Here is a 21,448-nt window from a genome sequence, read left to right as displayed (position 1 = left end):
CTCTACCTTCCTTTTCCTTGACGCGGAGTGCCAGCAGGATGCCGATGACCGCGTTGAGACCTGCCGTGGCATCGCCCACAAAGACAGGGTCCGGTATGACCGGCGCGCCCTTCTCATCCTGAATCTGGCCGAGAATCCCCGACAAGGAAAGCGCCACGGGATCATGGCCTGCCCGTCGCCGATAAGGGCCGGTCTGGCCGCAGAGCGACACCGAGCAGTAGATGATACCGGGGTTGATCTTTTTTATGCGCTCATAATCAAATCCGAAGCGTTCCATTGCCCCGGGTCTATAGTCCTCGACAAAAATATCGCTCTTCTCGGCAAGCTTATAGATAACTTCTCGGGAGCCTTCTTTCTTCAAGTCTATAAGAAGGCTCTTCTTGTTGCGGGAGAAGAAATCATACGCCCTCATCTCTCGCCGCACTTTATCGTCTGCAGACTGCACGTTGTGCGCCTTATCACTCTTTGCAATTTCAGAGGGCTGCTCTATGCGTATGACCTCGGCGCCCATGTCAGCGAGCATCCAGGTACAGTATGGTCCGGGAAGCATCCTTGACATGTCCAGAACTTTCACATTTTCCAACGGTAGATCCATAATCAAAACCTCTTTTAGTGCACGGGATTAGCTCTTGCCGATACGAGGGGCTCATCCGCACATTCGCCAGAAGACGAACGAGCTCTATTAATGACCGTGGACTCCTTCGCTCTTCAGCCGCGAGCTATTCTCGGGCCGACGTCGTGAACGTTACTCAAAGACCCCTTCGGCAAGGGCCGCATTGTAATCCTCGTCGGAGAGACCCAGAAATTCTTTGTACACGTATTCATTGTGTTCGCCGAGGCAGGGGGACGTTCTCATGTCAGGCGCACAGTCGGAGAGTTTCAGCGGTTGCGTGGGATGGTTGCATTCACCTGCCACCGGATGAGTGAGCGTAACGAAACTCTGGCGAGCCTTAAGATGGGGGTCATTATCCACAAGATCTGACCCATCCTGCACGGGCCCCGAGGTGACGCGCGCTTTCTCGAGCATGCGGGCGAGCTCGTCCCGGTCATACTGGATGGTCCAGGCGCCGATTGCCGATTCCAGCTCGTCCTCGTGCGCCTTGCGCGCGGCAAGGTTTGCAAATTTGGCATCCCTGCACCAGGCGGGGTTACCCATAAGTGAGCATAAGCTCTGCCACTCCGGTTCGTCGAAGACAGCGATGGCGCACCATCGGTCATCTCCCTTGCAAGGGAATACTCCATGAGGAGATGCGTAAGCCGAGCGGTTGCCCTGTCGCATTTCGATGGCGCCGTTGGCGAAATAGTCGAGCATGGCAGGAGATATAAACTGCACCATAGTCTCTACTTGCGTGCAGTCGATCAATTGCCCCTTGCCGGTCCTCCTTCGGTAGTCGAGGGCGGCTAGTAAGGCAACCATGGTGAACTGGGGCTGCACCACGTCGGCATAGGCTATGCCGGGGGACACGGGTTCTCTGTCGGGCCAGCCCGTGAGCATGTAGTGGCCGGAAATTGCGCTGCCTGAATTCCCGAACCCGCTGAAACTCGTCTTGGGGCCGGTCTGGCCATAGATACTCGAGCTTGCCATGATGATGTCGGGTTTGATTTTTTTGAGTTCGTCGTAGGTGAGCCCTAACCTCGCCATGACCCCTGGCGTAAAATTTTCCATGACGATATCGACCTTGCCCACGAGCTTCTTCGCGATAGCGATCCCCTTGGGGTGCTGGATATTGAGCGTGATGCTGAGCTTGCTCGTGTTGGTGTGGATGAATATGGCGCTCCCATCGGGGTGGCGCACGTTATTTCTGAAAGGAGGCGTCATACGCCCTACGTCGGGACGTTTTTTCGACTCGACCTTGAAAACCTGGGCGCCGAAATCGGCCAGAAATTTGGTCACAAAGGGGCCCGCACCTGCCCAGCTGAAGTCGAGTATATTGATTCCCTTGAGCGCGCCCTCTTTAATCATTCTTCGCCTCCTTGGTTATTAAAGGACCCCTTGTTTCGTGAGCGATGCCATGTCTTGTTCGGAAAGACCCAGTTCCTTACCGTAAATCTCGGCATTATGTTCCCCGATCAGGGGTGCCCGAAAACGGACCTCGTTGGCATCTTCACTCGTGAGGTAGGTAAATCGCGGGTACGCGAAAGAAGTCTTCAGCTCAGGATGGGCCACTTGTTTCCAGAACCCTCGCGCAGTGAGCTGTTCGTCCTGTGCCACCAGATCCACGGAGTTTACCGGTGAAAGCAAAAGGCCTCGCTTCATGGAGCCGGCTGCGAGCTCGCTCGTCGTGTGAGTCGCGATAAACGCGGCTATGGAATCCTGGATCGCCTGTACGTCCTCATCGCTCCAACCAACGAATGAGGTGAGTCCGTCCCAGTTTATATCGGCCCACCTACCCGCCGTGCCCTCCTCCTTCATCCATTCCACCCAGCCACGGACGGGCTTCGGGTTCTCCATCATGATGAGCCACGTGACGTAGCCGTCCTTGGATGGCCAGAGCTGTTTGAAGCCCTTTCCGCCTCTGGCGAAACGGTTACCCATGCGAGGCGTTTTTGCTTTTTCCCACTCCCATCGGAAGGGCTCCCGGTAGTTGGCGCGTACTGCTATTTCATAGATGGAGGCGTCAACGTGCTGTCCTTTGCCGGATGCATATCGGCAGTGAATGGCGAGAAGCGTGCCCGCCGCGGCGTGTGCGCTTGCCAGATAATAGGACTGATCAAGACACATCCGAAGCGGTGGCCTGTCGCTGTCTCCGTTGATGCTTAAGAACCCGCTCATGGCGAGAAGGGTAATATCAGAGGCCTTGCGGTTTTTGTAGGGACCTGATTGTCCGAAGGGGGTAATCGATGTCATGATCACTTTGGGATTACGCGCGTGCAGAGCTTCATAACCTACGCCCAGTTCATCGAGATAGCCGGCACTGAAGGACTCGATGACTACATCCGCGGTGTCGGCAAGCTTCATGAATATCTCTTTCCCCCTGGCGTCTTCAAGATTAAGCGTGATGCCCCGCTTGCTCGCATTGAGGGCAAACCAGTTAAGGCCCCGCTCGGGATCAACCGTATTATGAAAAAAGGGGCCGATCCGCCGGGAATTGTCCCCTCCGGGTTTTTCGATCTTGATCACATCAGCGCCCAGATCGCCCATTATCTTGCCGCACAGGAAACCTTTTTCATCGGTGAGATCTAATACTCTGTACTTACTGAGCATACTGTTACCTCACTTTCCTTGATTTGATGTGGCACGTGACGCAATGTTTTTAACCCACGGTCCTATCTGGCCATGCATCTTTGCTCGATGAACTGAGAGACTTGAGCCTTGATACCCTCGTCATCCCACTCTCTCGCATCGACAACGTCGGCGTAGATGGGTAACACCGGAATGCCTCCCTGTTCGAGGACCATCTTGATAAACATGTTGCCCACGGAATCGATGCAATTGCTGGCAACGATCATTACAGCGCCGTTCACCCCGTATCGTTTGGCCTCGTTTAATTGCCACTGAGGATCGCGCAGCCAGTATCCCATATACAGATGGCGGCTTGCAAGGGCTCTCATCGGATCTGTACGGTAGTCACGTATGTAGCCGTCAGCGGCGATGGAGAGATACATGGAGTTGGTGAAGACCGCGCCATACTTTTCTTCAAAGTACCGGTAGAAAGCCGTATTATGCCAGAGCCCGCGCCCGATCCACATGAGTCTGACTTTCTCGTCCTTGCAGACCGCTTCACCTTTGTCAACTTTTTCTTTCACCTCTTCATAGAAGAGCTTTGCGTGCTCTACGCCCCATTTCGTGCCCCGGTGCCACTGAAGGTTCATGGTAGCAGCGAGCTGATCGGGCAAACCCACCGGGGAGGGGCGGGTTACGGAGAGGAGGTTACGGATTTTCTTAAAGTATTCTTCCTGCTGGTTCTCTAATTCCATGATTTCCACGAAGTTCTTGTAGTTGAATACCCTGCCTGTTGTGACCTCCAGATACCGTATGAGGGCCTTTAACTCTTCCACGCGAAGATCGAGCGCCCGGGTGCCGACTATTTCTTCCCATCTCGTTTCCAGTGTTTCCCACCAGCGGGGATACGACGGGGCAGGCGCCGGATACTCCATGGGGAAGAATTTGCAATTATACTCGCCGGCCAGCCGCTCAAAAATCTTTGTTTGTATGTCACAGGATAGCTGGGCCAGTAGTATGCTGGGGTTAGGGAGACCTCCCCAAGGTGCGCGCTCCGGATTGTGGTCCATGGCGCAGGCAAGGGGTAATGCACAGTAGCGACAGAGGTTCCGAGGATATCCCTTGGCATTCATTTCGTCGAAATAGTAGCCCGCCATCTGCTTGGCGGCGATAATCGCGGACCACCACTGGGTCATGACCACGGGTATGTCGTCCATGGCCAGGAATATCTCATGGGGTGCATCGGCGTTGGCGAGACAGAAAGGCTCTCCTTTAGCCAGTCTCTCCTGGATGGATTTGAACCAGTCCTTCTGGTATTTGGCAGAGATGGCGGCAACCTTGAGTTGTTTTACACTTCCGTAAGCCCCGGCTCTATGCCCTTCGTTTATATTCTTCGGTTCGCTCATTTCAGGCCCTCCTTGCGTCCCTCTCTTAGCGTCTCAATGAATCCTTGTATGCCGGCCTTGATGTTTTTTTGATCCGAGTCGGACAACAGATATTTTTGCGGACCGAATGAGAGCGAGGCAATGCCTTCTGCCTTCAAAGCCTTTATCTGATCGGGCTCATCCCAGGCGGGCGCGGGATCCCATTCCAGGAGATAGAAAATAGCCCCCTGCGCCTTTGCTTCAAGCGCCCTTCGCACTGTGTAGGCGACCTTTTGCGCCGACGATTGGGTTCTCGGTCGGGACGATCGTGCATGGTATCTGTCGGCGAGCGCCTCCATAGGGTCAGCCGTTTCGTCCACCGGGTCCTCGAAATACCTGTTCCCCCAGTTGCTGTCTTCAGCAACGATCACTGCCCCTGAGGACTCGACAAGCTTATAGATCTCGGGATTATCGAGATCGCTGCCTTCCATGAATATTCTTACGCCATCCTTTTCAGGGAGTGTGGAGGCGCCATCGAGGAACTCTTTGAGAAGTTTGTTGTGCTCTTCTTTGAGCATGAAGCCCGCAGATCCGATCATCTGGAGGGCTTCGACCCCTGATACGCGTGGTTGTTCGGCGACACGCAACTCAGCCACCTTTTTGAGAAGGGCCTTATTTTCATTTCCCACTGCTATCGCCCGCGACAGTGCCTTAATGTCGATCTTTCTGCCTGACCATTCCTGAAGCTTACTCTTAAGATTGAGCAGGCTCTCCCGTACATAGAGGGCCGTTGTGAGAAACGGCGTGTGGAGTATGTCAAATACATGAACAGGAGGAAAGTTCACTGCGGGATTCACTTGATGTATCCACCACAGCTGATGGTACAGCTTAAGGACCGCATCGCTGTGATGGGGGATGATGATAAAATCGAGAAAGTCATATTTGCCCGTGAGCAGCATGTTCAGAATGGACCGTACCGAAGGATCATAAAAGGATTCCGAATATTTGTCCACTTCTTCGGTGCCCTCGGCCGGATTTCCGCTCATGCGAAAGGGAAAGAGGCCCGCTGCGAGGATCATCTCATCAGGCGCATCATCGGAGAGGTAGCCTACTACCTTGCCCCCTTGTTTCTTCCATGCCCTTGCTGCGCTGTCACGTTGTGTGTACTGATCTTTCATCTTCTCAAGCGGACCCATGTTTCCTCCTCGTGCTCAAGACGCTCTCTCGTTTACACATGTTCTCAACCACGTATCTTTCCGTATGATAGAGACCCTCGTTTGAGCGGTGGTGCGCGGTTCGGCCCGCCCTGTTTCTTCGGTCTACTCCAGAACTCCGTCATTGAGCAGTTCCACAAATTCCTCATCGGGTATGCCGAGGAGGTCGAGATACACGTATTCGTTGTGCTGACCCAGACAGGGTGATGTTTTGACCTGGGCAGGGCTTTTCGATAGCTTGACCGGTGGGACCGGGTGGTTACACTCCCCGATGACCGGATGCGTGAGTTTTACGAAACTCTCTCTCGCGCGGAGTTGAGGATCTCGGTCCACGAGGTCAGACGCATCCTGTACGGGCCCCGAGGGCACACCAACCTTTTGCAGCATGTCTACCAGTTCCTCGCGGTCATACTGTATGGTCCATTGGCCGATGAGCGTTTCAAGCGCATCTTCGTTTTGTTTTCTCGAGGTAAACGTGGAGAACTTTGCATCCTTTGTCCATGATGGATTGCCCATGAGCCTCACAAGTCCCATCCACTCTGTTTCGTTAAAAACAGCGAGGGCGCACCACCGGTCATCGCCCTTGCAGGGAAAAACAGCGTGGGGGGACGCGTAGCTCGAACGGTTGCCCTGTCGCGTTTCAATGGTGCCGTTGGCGAAGTAGTCGAGTATGGCGGGCGATATGAACTGGACCATGGTTTCAACCTGGGTCGTATCGATGTACTGTCCTTTTCCGGTCCTCTCCCTGAAATCGATGGCGGCCATCAGCGCGGCGGCGGTGAAAAGGGGCTGGACCACGTCGGCGTATGCTATGCCCGGGGTCACGGGGTCCCTGTCAGGCCAACCCGTAAGCATGTAGTGGCCGGAGATGGAAGCGCCCGAGTTTCCGAAGCCGCTGAAACGGTTCTTAGGGCCTGTCTGCCCGTAGATACTTGAGCTCGCCATGATAATATCGGGTTTTATCTTTTTCAATTCCTCGTAACCGAGCCCCAGCTTCTCTATAACGCCCGGGGTAAAGTTCTCCATAACGATGTCGGAGATCTTCACGATCTTCTTTGCAATCTCTACGCCTTTCGGATGTCTGATATTCAGGGTGATGCTCATCTTACTTGTATTTGAATGAAGGAAGAAAGCACTCCGGTCCGGGTGGATGATATTGTCCTTGAAGGGCGCGCTCAAGCGTCCTATGTCGGGGTGCTTTGTAGACTCTATTTTGATGACCTGTGCACCGAAATCCGCAAGATACTTGGTGGCGAGCGGGCCTGCGCCCACCCAGCTGAAATCACATACCCTTATGCCTTCTAAAGCGCCTTTTTGTGCCGTCATGCGAATACCTCTTGTGTGTTACTCAAAGAACGCCGCGTTCTTTGAGGGATGATATGGATTGTTTGGATAGACCCAACTCCTTTTCGTATATCTCCTCATTATGCTCGCCGATCTTTGGTGCCCGCATCTTAACATGAGTATCGGTTTCGCTGGCGAGAAAAGGGAATGCGGGATACCCGATGGTTTGAGTTGTTCCCGCAACAGGGAGCTCTTTCCAGAAGCCGCGGGCAATAGGCTGCGTATCTTTGGTCACATTATCAATCCTATTTACGCGGGCCATAGGGATGCCCCTTTTGATGGACTCCACCTCAAGCTCGTCCATGGTGAAGCCCGTGAAGAATTTTTCAATGACCGCTTCCCACGCGGAGAGTTGCTCCTGCGACACCTCGGAAAGATGCAGCGTGGCCCAGTCAACATCTTTCAGTATATCGGCCCGGTTGAGTTCGGACATCCATGTGATGAGCGCTTTCATCTGCTTCGCGCCCGTGACACCGCCCGTCAATAACCATGTGACGTACCCGTCCTTGCAGCGCCACAGTTGAAGACCTTTTGCTGCAGCCCGGGGAAACCGGTTACCAGCCCTCTTAACCAGGACTTTCAGGAATTCCCATCGTGCCGGTTCCCAGTAATTGCCGCGAACCGCAGCCTCATACATGGAGACGTCCACATATTGTCCCTCTCCTGAGACCCTCCTGTAGTTAATGGCGAGCAGAATCCCTACCACTGCATGTATGCCCCCTAAGCTGTAAGTCTGGTCAAGGCACATCCGAACGGGGGCACGATCAGGGTCTCCGGTAATGCTCATAAGCCCGCTCATGGCGAGAATGGCGAGGTCCGAGGCCTTACGGTCCTTGTAGGGGCCTGTCTGCCCGAAGGGGGTTATGGATGTCATGATCAGTTTCGGATTAGAGGCACTGAGCTCAACATAGCCGAGACCGAGGGACTGCAGGTGGCCCGGGGCAAACGATTCGATGATCACGTCTACCTTGTCTGCGAGCTTCTTGAATATTTCCTGTCCCTCGGGGTTATCGAGGTTGAGCGTGATGCCCCTCTTGCTACTGTTATAGCTAGACCAGTGGAGGCTCTTCTCCGGATCGGGCGTATTCTGCAAAAACGGACCGATCCGCCGCGAGAGATCGCCTCCGGGTCTTTCTATCTTGATCACATCGGCGCCAAGATCGCCCAGGATTTTACCGCAGACAGAACCTTTTTCGTCTGTAAGATCTAACACACGATATCCGTTTAACATGTTTTTTCTCCCGTTCTATAAATCAAAAAACCTTTGCTTATTCTTATGACTCCGCCCAAATTTGTTCCCGGATTGATAGGTTTCTTTGAGATGTTCTTGTCGGCATACAGTTTTGTTTGTGACAGCAGCTAAAAAAAACCACAATATCTGCACCCTTGTCAATAAATTTTATCCGCCTTCGTTCGATCCCCGCCCGGCATAAAAGTCTTGACTACCATGAATCTCGTATAATAGTATACATTAATATCTTATGACCATCAGGCGGTAATACATTATGGATAACAAAGAAAAGGAAATAAAGTCGGTGGCAAGCGAAGATGGCGATATCAAGGGTGTGGTCTTCAACATACAGCGCTACTCAATCCATGATGGCCCGGGCATTCGTACGACCGTTTTTCTCAAAGGGTGTCCTTTATCCTGTGTGTGGTGTCAGAATCCCGAATCTCAAGCGTTAAAACCCGAGCTTTTCTACAACCGTGAGCGCTGTGTGGGCTGCGGCAGATGCATCGCTGTATGTCCTGTCAACGCGATTGAGATGGGTGAAGGCAAGGTGCACACGGACCGGAACCTCTGTACGGCTTGCGGCCACTGTGTGGATGTATGTCCCGAGGAGGCGCGAGAGGTCATGGGAAAAGTCATGACGGCCAAAGAGGTGGTGGGCGAGGTCATGAAGGACGCCATCTTTTATAAAAACTCCGGGGGCGGCGTGACCATCTCGGGTGGTGACCCGTTCGCTCAACCGGCATTTTCAGCTGCCATTCTTAAGTTCTCAAGGGAAGAGGGCATTCATACGGCCATTGAGACATGCGGCCTTGCCCCCTGGATAACGATCGAAAAGATACTCCCCTATGTGGATCTCGTGCTCTACGATATGAAACATATGAACACAGCCGAACACAAAAGGCTGACGGGTGTTTCCAATGAGCTTATCCTCGAGAATGCGAAAAGAATATTCCACGAAAAGCATATTCCGCTCGTCATTAGAGTCCCTGTGGTACCCGGCTATAATGACTCGGCAGACAATATGGATACACTAGCCACCTTCGTGGTCCATGAACTGAGTCCTTTTCTTCAGATTCATCTGCTCCCGTATCACCGGCTCGGGGAATCCAAGATCGAACAATTGGAAAGAGATCAATCTCCGCTTAATTCCGCGCCTCCCGACGAAGAGCGCATGCTTTCCCTGAAGCAGATTATGGAGGAGCGGGGTCTCAAGAAAGTAATTATCGGCGGCTAAAAAAATAGCTGACAAAAGCGCGCTTTTATAGTTAAGTATTGGAAGAAAATACTTGAGAAGGCGGGGAGACGGTTCTATTTAAAGACAGAAGGAAACTTCGCAGGAGGTCGGAACATGGGGCTCATTGAACGATTCGTCAACCGGGTAGGCAACTGGGGATGTGTGCTCGGCATAGTTTTCATCTCAATCGTGACGCTCGTGATCGGGGGAGACGTTTTGGCGCGCCACCTTGGGACGGCACTGCCGGGGACCTATGATATGGTTGAGACCCTTGTTGTCGTGGGCGTTGCATTTACGCTGGTGTACGCGCAAATGGAGGAACGCCACACACGGGCAGAAATCCTGGTGGAGCGCTTGCACGGCAGGACCAAGGCGACCTTCGCGGCTGTCACCACGTTGCTCAGCCTTTTTTACTGGGCCGTACTGGCCTATACAGGATTCGAAACCTTTGTAGAGAAATTTACCGAGGGCGAGAACACGCAAATCCTCAAGATCTCCGTTGTTCCCTTCCGCGGCGTCTGGGTTTTTGCCGCGCTCTTGATGTTTGCCATGCTCCTCATAAAGCTGTTCCATCACGTGAAGGGGATGATAAAAGGAGGGGAACAGAAATGAGTCCAATTCTCATCGGTTTGATCGGCTTTATTGTGCTCTTTGCCCTGCTCGCTGCCGGTATGCCTATCGGGTTCGCCCTGGGCCTTATCGGCTTTGTGGGTATGACTATCCTGTATCCCCTTGCTGCCGCACTGATCAAGATGTCCTCGGTTCCCTTCGAGGTTATGTCGAGCTACTCGCTTGCCGTACTGCCTCTTTTTCTTCTCATGGCTAATCTCATCTTTGTGTCCGGTCTCGGGGCCGAACTCTTTAACCTCGCCTCAAAATGGCTCGGCCATTTCCGGGGAGGGCTCGCCATGGCCGGTATCGGTGGGGCCACGGGCTTCGCCGCCGTCAGCGGATCAAGTCTCGCCACAGCTGCCACCATGGGTCTCGTCGCGTTACCTGAGATGAAAAAATACGGCTACGAACCGAAGTTCGCCGCGGGCTCAATCGCAGCGGGGGGCACCATAGGCAGCCTTTTGCCGCCATCCGCCATGTTTATCATTTACGGAATCATTACGGAGAACTCTATCGGTAAGCTTTTTGTTGCGAGCATCATTCCGGCTTTTCTTACCGCCCTCTCTTACATTGTGACCATATATGTCCTCTGCCTGAGAAACCCCAAACTGGGGCCGCCTGCTGAAAAGGCGACCTGGAAGGAAAGATTCGCCGCTCTAAAGACTTGCTGGACATTACTTCTGCTCGTTATTTTTGTCATCGGCGGCATGATTGTCGGATGGTTTACCGCAACTGAGGCCGGGGCGGTCGGCGCTATCGGCGCTCTGGTGCTTGCGCTCGCCACCCGTCGGCTGACTTTCGCCAAGTTTAAAGAAGCCTTCCTCTCCACCATGCGCACTTCAGGCATGATCTACGGCATTGTCATGGGCGCCTTCATATTCAACTATTTCTGCGCAAAAACAACCCTTCCCCAGGTGACCGGTGAATGGGCGGGAGGACTACCTGTGCCTTCCTGGGTCATCATGAGCGTTATTATCGGTATATACTTTCTCCTCGGCATGGTCATGGAGGCGCCGTCGATCCAGCTTCTCACCCTGCCCGTGTTCTATCCGCTCATTGTCACGACGCTCGGTTACGATCCCATCTGGTTCGGAGTGATACAGGTCCGCATGCTCGAGATCACGCTTATCACCCCTCCACTCGGCATGTGTGCCTACATCGTATCCGGCGTATCGACGGAAAATCTCTCAGTCCAGGACGTGTTTCGCGGTGTTGCCCCGTTTCTTCTCATGGAGCTTATCACCATGCCGCTTTTCATGTTCGTGCATCCTATCACACTCTGGCTTCCGAGCCTGATGAAATAGAGCTATAGAAGGAGAAGCTACGGGGGGCAAGGTCTACGACTTAAAATAATGTGAAGGCGTGGCTCATAAGTCTCATGAGCGCCATCAGCCACCTCGGCAGCTCGTTCTTCATGGTGGTCGCACTCGTGATTGTCACAGAAGCGGTCTTACGTAATTTCTTTGGTTCCCGTCAGATATGGACCGAAGGGACGGATCCTTTTTCACCATCATCGGCGCCTTCTTGAACATATGTGGCTTGAACTCGTTGGGATCAACCAAGAACTAGGGCGACGCACTCGAAGAGGCGCGGGCCATTTTGGGAAGATAGCGAGATCGAAAATACGATATGAGCAAAAGGGGAAGACTCCTTAGCTTTAGCAAAAAATTAAGCGTCGGAACAGGAGGGGAATTCCGTCCGGGTCCGTGAAAAGACAGGAGATTACTTATGAAAGAACATGGTGAAATACTTTACGCGCAAAGAGAAAAACGGGTAACAGACGTCGTCGCGTTGAAAAAACCTGACAGAGTGCCGATTACCGCCTCTTTTTCATTTTTCCCCGCCCGTTATTGCGGTTTTAGCTTTGCAGACATGATGTACGACCCGGATAAGATCTGGGAGGCAAACCTGAAGACCATCCTTGATTTTGAGCCGGACCAGGCCATGAACCCCTTCGGCTCCAGCTTTAAGGGCGCACTTCTCGATATACTCGATTTCAAACAACTCCAGTGGCCGGGGCGTCAGCTCGAGGCGAATGTTCCCTTCCAGTTCGTGGAAGGAGAATATATGAAGGCAGACGAATACGATCATTTCCTTTCCGATATGACCGATTTCATGATCAGGAGGTACTGGCCACGGATGTTCGGCGCCTTGAAGGGCTTTGAAAAACTTTCTCCGCTGCGCAATTTGATCAGCTACTACATGGGGCTTGGCACTTTTGTACCTTTTACCCTTCCTGAAGTGCGAGAGGCCTTCGAGGCCATGAGCAAAGCGGGGGAGGAAATGCAGCGGATCGCGTCGTACAGCCGTCGCTTCTCTGAGAAGTTGAGGCAGGAGGGCTTTCCTGCTCAGGCCGGGGCAGGCACTCAAGCCCCCTTTGATACGCTCGGTGATTTTTTTCGGGGTACTAAGGGGCTTATGCTCGATATGTACCGGAGGCCCGACAAGGTAATAGCGGCCTGCGAAAAACTTCTGCCCATGATGATAGAACTCGCGGTAAACGGGGCGAAGGCGTCGGGCGTCGCACGGGTTGGCATCCCGCTCCATAAGGGTGTTGACGGGTTTATGTCCCTCGAACAATTCAAGAAGTTCTACTGGCCTACGCTCCGCGAGCTTATGATGGCACTCATCAACGAGGGGCTTAATCCCACGCCGTTCTGGGAAGGTGACTGTACCTCCCGCCTCGAGATCATAAAGGACCTTCCCGCAGGTAAGGCCATGTACGCCTTTGAAGCGACCGACCTCGCGAAGGCCAAAGACGTGCTCGGCGGTACGATTTCCATAAAAGGCGGTGTGCCAATTTCTCTCCTTGCTACGGGTACGCCGGACGAGGTTAGGGCCTGCTGCAGGAGGGTGATCGACTATGTGGGCAGAGATGGTGGCTTTCTTCTCAGCCCTTCGACAAACATTGAAGATGCCAGGGTGGAGAACGTCCGAGCCATGTTCGACTTTGTCAAAGAGTATGGCGTATACTGATTTCTTGCCGATCCGGCTCGGGCCGGACACAAATGGGATCGAAGCTTTCGGATCGCTCCCGACCACGTGAGCGTAATACCCGATCGGCCCGCCTGGCCTGGCTTGAATCTTCTTTTGTTGAGTGATCCCTGTGGGAAGGGTCACTATCGGAGCCGCGATCAGTATTCTCCTTGACGACAAATAGTATATTTGTATACAATTATGTTATGTGGCCTCAACAAACAGGATTGGGATGGAAGGGTCTAGTGCATTAATACGCCGTGGGCGATAACAAGGTAGAGACACTGGCGCTAGAAACTCAATCGTTCCGGGGTCACCGTTCTTCGCCGCGCAAATCGCCGAGAGAAAAATCTATCTCTCCCGTCTCTTCCGAGGGCCATTTGCGGTGAGCACGTTTTCGATGTCCGGCAGAGCATGCACGTAGTGTCAGAGGTCTGATAAGGAGGCTTAAATAATCGTTTGTTGAGTACATTAACAAAACCCGATTTTCATGACAGGGACACCTACAAGTGGTGGGTGTTGCTCACCGTTTCGCTGGGGAGCCTCACCGTGGCACTCGACAATAGCATCCTTGCTACCTGCCTTCCGCGATTGGCGAGCGTGTTTCGGACCGACTCTTCGGTCATTGCATGGGTGAACTTGGCCTATTACATTATGAGCCAGAGCCTCATGCTGACGCTCGCGAAGATAGGCGACGCTAAAGGCAGACAGAAGGCTTTTATGGCGGGGCTCGCTTTCTACACGCTTGGCCTCACAGGGTGCGCCCTGTCGCAGAGTGTGGTGCAGTTAATAGCATTCCGTGCTGTCCAGGGGGTTGGGGCAGGGACAGGATACTCGCTCGCCATGGCCATCGCCGTGGCCGTCTTTCCTCCGGAGGAGCGCGGTAAAGCGCTTGGTATTTTGACCGGCGTCAACTCTGTGGGGCTCGTGGCCGGACCGGTTCTGGGAGGGCTCATTCTGGATGCCTTGGGCTGGAGGGCGGTTTTTTACACGAGGATCCCGATGGCCTTGAGCGCGTTCATCATGACCTGGGTGATTGTGAAAGAGCAAAGAAGCGAGGAGAATTTTGATCTTGATATAAAAGGATCTGCGACTCTCTTCGGTTTTCTTGCCCTGTTGTTGCTTTTTCTCAACTTTGGCGGGAAGAGGGGATTTGCAACCGCTCCGGTGATTGCATTGGGGGGTCTCGCAGCGCTCTTTCTCGCCCTCTTTCTTGTTTCGGAAAAGAGGGCCTCACAACCGATCGTGGAACTCGGTTTCTTCAAAATACGTTTGTTCTCCGGGGCTACGTTAAGCGCCTGCATCCAGACCCTGTCCACCTCCTTCGTGATTTTTCTTGTGCCCTTCTACCTGATGGAGGCGTTCGGTTCCTCGGGCTCAATAGTGGGCATGTTCATGGCACTCGTGGCCTTTCCCCTGCTTGCGATCTCTCCCATCACCGGGCGACTGTCCGATCGAATCGGCTCCACGTTCCTTGCCGCGCTCGGCATGTGTGTGCTCTGTGGCTCTCTTTTTCTTTTGAGCCATCCCGGCCCGCATCCGACATACCTTAGTGTGGCCATCGGGGTCGGTATGTGCGGGTTGAGTATGGCAATCTTTCAGCCGCCGAACAACAGCGCGGCGATGAGTGCCGTGCCGAGAAGCGCTTTAGGTACGGCCTCGGCTATTGTCATGGTTGCACGACAGGTGGGCGCCTCGGGCGGCATTGCTTTAGGGGGAGCCCTGTTCAGTACTTATCAGGCGGGGGCTTTGATACGCCTGGTAAACGCAGGGATCGATCCTTCGACGGCAAACAGGATGGCCGCGCTTGCAGGGTTTAAGGGCGCTATGACGGTGAGCCTTGTGATCGCCTCCGTAGGGGTCCTGTCTTCACTCGTTCGAGGACGCCACCAACAGGACCCGTAACAGGGACATTTTGCACGTGGCCCTGGCTTGACTTGTTTTGCCATCAGTTATATAATTATAAATGTATACTTATATGATTTGCATCTTTCCTTATAGAGGAGGGAGGGTGGCGAATCGGGGAATAAGTAGGGGATCTTGAAGCGTGACGAAAGGCCCTATCCCCTTAAAGATTGACCTGATGGAGCCGATAAAGTTGTAACAGGAAGATTGAAAATAGATTCGCTACGCGGACAGGAACAGAAGACTATTTGAGAAGAAACGCATCTTAGCCAAGATTCGGGAGGCAGTAATGAACCAAAGGGTACAGAAATTAAAAGAGCGATTGAAAGTCAAGGAATTTCCCATTTGCACGGAAAAAGTCCGTCTTGTTACCGAGTCAATGCGACAGACGGAAGGCGAACCCATGATCTTGCGAAGGGCAAAGGCAACGGCCCATTTCCTCGATAATAGAACGATTTTTATCGAAGACGATGAGCTGATTGTGGGGAATATCGCGCAGAAACCGATGGGTATGGAGGCAGGCACCACAGGACCCGCCTGGCCGTCTGAAGATATGGAAGAGTTGAGAAAAGCGGGTCTTGCCATTTCCGCGGAAGATGAGAAATTGCTCAGATCTTTTGATGACTTTTTCATGAATAAGGGAAGGACCCTCGACGAGCGACAGGGTATGTTCTACGATGACGAGAGGATGTGGCCCTTCATCAAGTCGGGAATACTCTGCCCCCCCTGGATGAAGAAGAACGAGGGGCGCGGACAGGGAGGCGCCGGTTTCGGCTGGGGTCTGGGCCTCCAGTACACGCTCATCGTGATCGAATTTGAGAAGGTGCTCAATGAAGGGCTCAACAAGATCGTGAAGGATGCCGAGGAGGAGTTGAGAAATCTGAGATTTTTCAGCGCAGATGACATAAAGAAGGGTCATTTTCTCCACTCGGTAATCATTGCTCTGCCCGCTATAGTCCGTATCGCAAAACGTTACGGCGATCTTGCAACAGAACTTGCGAAGAAAGAAAAAGATCCGAAACGAAAAAAAGAGCTGGAGGCCATTGCGGAATCCTGCTACCGCGTGCCCGGCGAGCCGGCGCGCACATTCCGTGAGGCGATGCAGTCCTTCTGGTTTATAAACCTCATGATTCTCGGCGGGGCGTCGCCGCTTGGCCGGCTTGACCAGTTCATGTATCCGTTCTACAAAAAGGACAAAGAGGCGGGCATCCTGAGTGATGAGGATGTCCTGGAACTGCTCGAGTGCCTCCGCATCAAGGTCATGCAATACAACTTTGTCGGTGGCGGAAAGATGCAGCGCGCCAAATGGTCAGGTATGGCCAGATGGAACAACCTGGTCATTGGCGGTGTGGACGAAAACGGAAACGACGCGACAAACGAGTTGAGCTATCTCATCCTGGAGGCGGCGAAAGACTGCCAGACCCCGCATTATACCATAACGGTCAGGGTCCATGAGGGCACACCTGAAAAGCTTATGCTCAAGGCCCTTGAAGTGGTGAAGACGGGTATGGGCATGCCCGCCTTTATCGGCGATCCGTCATATATCGGTTACCTGACCGGCGAGGGTGTGCCACTTAAGGACGCGAGAAATTACACCCTCTCGGGCTGCCTTGACGTGAACCTTCCCGGCAAGTCGAGGACCTCAGCCATCGGCATGTTCATCGTACCCAAGGTCCTTGAGATAGCGATCCACAATGGGTTCGACCCGAGACTCGGCATACAGATCGGACCCAAAACCGGCGAATTCGAGAGCTTCAAGACGTTCGATGAGTTCCTGGATGCTTTTAAAACACAGCTCAAGTATTTTATGGGGCTTGCTGCTGAGGAACATAATATTCTCCTCAGGGCTCACACCGATCTGTTTCCTGACGTGGTTCACTCAGCCCTCATGTATGACGCCATAAAGGTCGGTAAAGACGTGCTTGACCGTGTCATGCCTTTTGAAAATGGCTCGGTACTCAACCTCGTGGGTATGGTCAATGTTGCCGACTCAATCGCCGCAGTCAAGAAGCTCGTTTTCGATGAAAAGAAAGTAACGATGAAGGAATTAAAGGACGCTCTGGACGCAAACTGGGAAGGCAACGGTTATCCGGAGATCAGGAAGATGTGCCTCGCGGCACCAAAGTTTGGCAATGGTGATCCGTATGTGGATTCGATCGCTAAAGACCTGTATAAATTCTGGGCAGCAACAACTAAGACATTTGAGACCCCATGGGGCGGAACCACAAAACCGACCGGAATTTCGATTACGGCACATGCACCCGGCGGGGCGCTCACCGGGGCTACGCCTGACGGAAGGCTTGCCGGTGAAACACTGGCTGACGGCACACTGTCACCGGCACAGGGTAAGGACATAAACGGACCTACCGCGGTTATGCGAAGCGCGATGGCAGTAGACCAGACTCCGTTCCAGGCGACTCTGCTCAATATGAAATTTCATCCTTCGGCGCTTACGTCAGAAGAGGATATGAAGAAACTGGCGTCCCTCATTAAGACATATTTCATGGCCGGCGGAAAGCACGTACAGTTCAACGTCGTCAACAAGATTGTACTACTGGAAAGCCAGAAAGAGCCGGAAAAACACCGCGATCTCATCGTGAGGGTCGCAGGCTACAGTGCTTACTTTGTGGCCCTCGGCAAACCGGTGCAGGACGAAATCATTGCTCGGACCGAACATCAGCAGTCCGCATAGACTATAGCAATTTCGACCGAAAGGCCCGCATCGTATATACGATGCGGGCCTTTCGTCTTTGTCAGAATTGACGAGTGATTTGTTTCGTCTGAGAACCTCATATGAAAAGAAAGAGGGCGGCAAGCGCTATCCCTTGAGCGCAAGCGTGCGCGGTGAATTCCATAAACGGTACCGATCGGCTTGGGCTCGCCAGTCACTATGACCCACGCGTCTGCGTCGGTGAGCGCCGTTCATGGCCGTCGCTTATTCACCACCGCCGCTCAAAAGAGGACTTTAAAAATTTCCAAAATTAGTCGATAATATCATGGGGATCGGATTTATCGAGCCGCTATAGGAGGAGACCTAACTGATGAAACAACTCATGGTGGATATGACGGTATCGAGGAAGATACTGATGATAGCCCTGGTTACGGTTATGTTCCTTCTGTGCGGCTACGGGATTGTTTCGTATGTGGACTACAACGTACAGAAATCGATTGTCGATTCGATTTATACGGGAAGCCTCACCGGATACAGACAAGTCTCTGAGATCACAGACGGCGTGACCGCAGGCCATGCCAAACTCCACGGGGAATTGACGCGGGCAGTTCTCAGTAACGACGTGAAGCTCGCCCAGGCCGCAGCCGAGCAACAGGCGAGGGTTATCGACACAGCGGCAAACGCCATCAATGGTTTTTCGAGAGCGAAGGGGCGTGCCGAAGAGGAGAAGAAACAATTTCAAACCTCGCTTCAGATGCTATCGGCATACGCGAATGCCGTGAGTGAGATGGGGAGCGCAAACGATGCCGCCGGTCTCGGAACAAGAATGCAAGCCTTAGACGGAAGGTTTGCTGAGTTACAGGCGACGTTTCAGGGGCTTCTTGAATTTGAGAGCAGGCTCGGCGCAGAGCAGTATAGCCTATCTTTGCGTAATTTTCAGAAGGCCCTCCTCGTATCACTCGGTATACTGATCGCCGCTATCATCCTGGCATTGTTTATGGCCGCAAAAATGGCCGGCACGATACTACTACCGATCCGGAAAATAGCCGATGCCATTGAGAGCATGTCCGGGGGCGATCTGACCATACGCATAAATATGTTCCGAAAGGATGAGATCGGCGAGATAGCCACCCATTTTAATGCCTTCGCGGAGAAGCTGTGGCATACGTTCATACAGTTCTCAAAAGGCAGCATCGTCGCATCGAGCACAGCAATGCTGCTCGACAACGCCGCCAGGCAAATGACGTCGGGCATAGAGGAGACAGTCGTCCAGGTCAATTCGGTGGCCACAGCCAGCGAAGAGATGTCGACCACCTCTTCAGAGATCGCTCAGAATTGTGTTTCCGCAACGAAAAGTTCAGAGAAGGCGAGTAGCGCCGCGGTTGTCGGTGAAAAGGTCATTACCGAAACAGTGAGCGTGATGGACCGCATCAATGGCATCGTCAAGTCTTCGGCGAAGACCGTGGACAGTCTCGGCGAACGATCTGACCAGATAGGCGAGGTGATCAATCTCATAGACGATATCGCGGACCAGACGAACCTTTTAGCGCTTAACGCGGCCATTGAAGCTGCCCGTGCCGGGGAACAGGGAAGAGGATTCGCCGTTGTGGCAGATGAAGTCCGAAAGCTTGCAGAAAGAACCACGGAGGCCACGAAACAGATCAGTCAAACCATCAAAGCCATGCAAACGGAAACAAAGCAGGCCGTCGTCTCCATGGAAGAGGGCGTAAAAGAGGTGGAAATCGGCACGCAGGACGCGCGAAGATCGGGCGATGCATTGAAGGACATTTTGAAACAGATCAACATGGTTACCTCGGAGATCAGTCAGATTGCCGTCGCTTCAGAACAGCAGACCGCCACAGCCAACGAGATAGCGCAGAACATCCAGCATGTTTCCGGGGCCATGGAGGAGACCGCAAGGAGCGTGAGCGAAAATGCCCAGGCCGCCTCACAGATGGCGGGACTCTCGGCAGAATTGAAGAAATTGATTGGTCAGTTCAAGCTGGCCACTGCTCACGACGCTCAGGAGATGGTGGAGGCGGCTTACGCCTACGCAAAGGCAAACGGTAAGGCAAAGGCTTTGGCCGCGTTCAATAATCCGCGGGGGGAATTTGTCAAGGGCGAACTCTTTATTTTCGCCCAGGACTTTCAAGGAAATATGCTCGCCTACGGCGGAAACGCGGCCATGGTGGGGCAAAACCTCATCGAGGCCAAGGACGTGAACGGAAGGTATCTCGGCAAAGGGATGATCGATCTTGCAAAGATGAAAGGCAGCGGATGGTACGAGTATGACTTCCTAAACCCTCACACGAACACGGTTCAGCCCAAGATTACCTATATCCAGCGGGTCGACGATTACTACGTAGCCTGCGGCGTTTACAAGTAGCCCGCTTAAGCCTTGAGGCACCCGCCGCCTTAATGCGACCGCTTGTTGCATGGGATGGCGCCATGGACTCGTCCATTTATTGTCCGTACGGCCCGTGAAAAAGCGAGCCCCGCACGGCCTCAAGAGGCGGGCAACTCTCTATGTGCTCTTTTTTTCGTCAAAACATATGTCTGCGCCTTCGGGAACCGCGCAGTACGTACCCTCTGGAGATGGCTGCCCGTTCTTTTTTGCAAGCAGGTCTTTGGCCTTGTCCACTCCAGCGAGTATGGCGCCTCGCGCCTTCATGAGCTGGGGGGCAAGTATGAGGGCGATGCCTCCGCCGATAAGCCCGCCCATAAAAAAGGGCAGTAGCAGTGTATGTTTGTGTTTGACAATCGCTTCAGACATAATTTGCCTCCTTTCTTGTTTCTTCTGGAAACTGTAATGTCTGGAAACGGAAAAAGCAATATCCCCTCTGTGCCTGGTGAAAAAGGATTTCATGGTAACCGCAGTTGACGGTCTTTAGTTGAGCTCTTAGCTTGTCGAGAAAGTTCGGCGAGCCCCTGCCTTACGGTCTCAAGCGGGCTAAGATCTCTACAAGCCGGTATTCCTTACATCTACTTCACACCGTAGAAACCGGCCTGCATATAGGAGTACCAGAGTAACTCCACGGTCCGAAAGCCGCAGGTCTTAAGGAGCTTCAGATGTTCTTCCACAGGGATGGGAAAATACTCCGAATCGAAACGGTTCATATGCTTCCCTACCGCCCGAGCGTCCTTGCCTCTCAAGAGCTGAAACTGGGACCAGTAGTTCTTGCCGGCCTCTATTCCCTCATTTGAAGATGGACGCACATTCTCGAAGGTGATGAAGAGGCCTTTGCGTTTGAGCAGGTCATAACAGGTCCTCGTAGCGTGTTCCCTTTCTTCTTTTTTCAGATAGTGGTGAGACTGAATGGCTGTGATCACATCGAACTGAGAGTCCAATTTCAAATCCTGCGTTGCGACTGGTTTGAGAAACTTGATCCTCCCGCTATCTTCGTGGTTCCGCAGTTTCTTTCTTGCTTGCTTTATCATTTCAGCAGAAGGATCGGCAAGCACGAATGTCGTCTTGGTGAACCTGCTCAGGGCACGCTTGACCAGTAATCCCGTTCCGCAACCCGTGTCGAGCCAGAGACGTGGATGCGCGCCGGTTGCCTTGACGAAACGGATAGTCTCTTCGTGAAATTCATCGTAGTAAGGGATGGTATTTCTTACCTGGCCATCGTATTGTTGAGCGAGGTGTGGTGTCGTATTATCAGCCTTCGCTAATTGGTTCTTTCGGCTGCTTACGCCTCGTCTTGGTTTCTGCATCGCGCTATCGTCTGTTT

General features: G+C 53.1%; 16 protein-coding genes. 7 read left to right on the top strand and 9 right to left on the bottom strand.

Annotated elements, in window-relative coordinates; all coding sequences use genetic code 11:
• The 7 genes from VMT62_06685 to VMT62_06655 form a co-directional block, all read right to left on the bottom strand.
• On the bottom strand, positions 1 to 595 hold a 595-nt coding region (locus tag VMT62_06685; protein HVN96098.1), incomplete at its 3' end, for a CaiB/BaiF CoA-transferase family protein.
• 150 nt (positions 596 to 745) lie between these two features.
• Positions 746 to 1,963: a CoA transferase gene (locus VMT62_06680; protein ID HVN96097.1), complete on the bottom strand. Its 1,218-nt coding sequence runs from the start codon at positions 1,961 to 1,963 to the stop codon at positions 746 to 748.
• Between the two features lie 18 nt (positions 1,964 to 1,981).
• On the bottom strand, positions 1,982 to 3,205 hold the full coding sequence (locus tag VMT62_06675) for a CoA transferase (protein ID HVN96096.1): 1,224 nt from the start codon (positions 3,203 to 3,205) through the stop codon (positions 1,982 to 1,984).
• A 62-nt stretch (positions 3,206 to 3,267) separates the two neighbouring features.
• Complete coding sequence (locus VMT62_06670; protein HVN96095.1) at positions 3,268 to 4,569, bottom strand: 2-hydroxyacyl-CoA dehydratase family protein; 1,302 nt, start codon at positions 4,567 to 4,569, stop codon at positions 3,268 to 3,270.
• Positions 4,566 to 5,723 (bottom strand): 2-hydroxyacyl-CoA dehydratase family protein, encoded by a 1,158-nt coding sequence (locus VMT62_06665; protein HVN96094.1) that lies wholly within the window; start codon positions 5,721 to 5,723, stop codon positions 4,566 to 4,568. Before VMT62_06665 ends, VMT62_06670 begins: the two co-directional genes overlap by 4 nt.
• A 123-nt stretch (positions 5,724 to 5,846) precedes the next feature.
• Positions 5,847 to 7,067 (bottom strand): CoA transferase, encoded by a 1,221-nt coding sequence (locus VMT62_06660; GenBank protein ID HVN96093.1) that lies wholly within the window; start codon positions 7,065 to 7,067, stop codon positions 5,847 to 5,849.
• A gap of 22 nt (positions 7,068 to 7,089) precedes the next feature.
• A complete protein-coding gene (locus tag VMT62_06655) occupies positions 7,090 to 8,316 on the bottom strand; it encodes a CoA transferase (protein HVN96092.1) in 1,227 nt (408 codons plus the stop codon).
• Positions 8,317 to 8,590: 274 nt separating this feature from the next.
• On the opposite strand from VMT62_06655, the gene VMT62_06650 reads away from it, so the two are divergent.
• From VMT62_06650 to VMT62_06620, 7 genes are all read left to right on the top strand, one after another.
• Positions 8,591 to 9,553: a glycyl-radical enzyme activating protein gene (locus tag VMT62_06650; protein HVN96091.1), complete on the top strand. Its 963-nt coding sequence runs from the start codon at positions 8,591 to 8,593 to the stop codon at positions 9,551 to 9,553.
• A gap of 114 nt (positions 9,554 to 9,667) precedes the next feature.
• A complete protein-coding gene (locus VMT62_06645) occupies positions 9,668 to 10,165 on the top strand; it encodes a TRAP transporter small permease subunit (GenBank protein ID HVN96090.1) in 498 nt (165 codons plus the stop codon).
• Positions 10,162 to 11,469, top strand: coding sequence for a TRAP transporter large permease (locus VMT62_06640; GenBank protein ID HVN96089.1), 1,308 nt, complete (start codon positions 10,162 to 10,164; stop codon positions 11,467 to 11,469). The genes VMT62_06645 and VMT62_06640 overlap by 4 nt, the downstream gene beginning before the upstream one ends.
• A gap of 424 nt (positions 11,470 to 11,893) precedes the next feature.
• The gene (locus VMT62_06635; GenBank protein HVN96088.1) at positions 11,894 to 13,141 is read left to right on the top strand and encodes a uroporphyrinogen decarboxylase family protein; all 1,248 of its coding nucleotides are present in this window, start codon (positions 11,894 to 11,896) and stop codon (positions 13,139 to 13,141) included.
• A gap of 459 nt (positions 13,142 to 13,600) precedes the next feature.
• On the top strand, positions 13,601 to 15,046 hold the full coding sequence (locus tag VMT62_06630) for an MFS transporter (protein ID HVN96087.1): 1,446 nt from the start codon (positions 13,601 to 13,603) through the stop codon (positions 15,044 to 15,046).
• 289 nt (positions 15,047 to 15,335) lie between these two features.
• Complete coding sequence (locus VMT62_06625; protein HVN96086.1) at positions 15,336 to 17,738, top strand: pyruvate formate lyase family protein; 2,403 nt, start codon at positions 15,336 to 15,338, stop codon at positions 17,736 to 17,738.
• Between the two features lie 349 nt (positions 17,739 to 18,087).
• Positions 18,088 to 20,103, top strand: a complete 2,016-nt coding sequence (locus VMT62_06620) for a methyl-accepting chemotaxis protein (GenBank protein ID HVN96085.1) — start codon at positions 18,088 to 18,090, stop codon at positions 20,101 to 20,103.
• 138 nt (positions 20,104 to 20,241) lie between these two features.
• On the opposite strand, the gene VMT62_06615 is transcribed toward VMT62_06620, so the two are convergent.
• Positions 20,242 to 20,490, bottom strand: a complete 249-nt coding sequence (locus VMT62_06615; GenBank protein ID HVN96084.1) for a hypothetical protein — start codon at positions 20,488 to 20,490, stop codon at positions 20,242 to 20,244.
• A gap of 209 nt (positions 20,491 to 20,699) precedes the next feature.
• The gene (locus VMT62_06610) at positions 20,700 to 21,431 is read right to left on the bottom strand and encodes a class I SAM-dependent methyltransferase (protein ID HVN96083.1); all 732 of its coding nucleotides are present in this window, start codon (positions 21,429 to 21,431) and stop codon (positions 20,700 to 20,702) included.
• Positions 21,432 to 21,448: the final 17 nt, after the last annotated feature.

Source organism: Syntrophorhabdaceae bacterium (assembly GCA_035541755.1).
GTDB lineage: Bacteria > Desulfobacterota > Syntrophorhabdia > Syntrophorhabdales > Syntrophorhabdaceae > PNOF01.
This window is presented reverse-complemented; position numbering and strand designations above follow the sequence as displayed.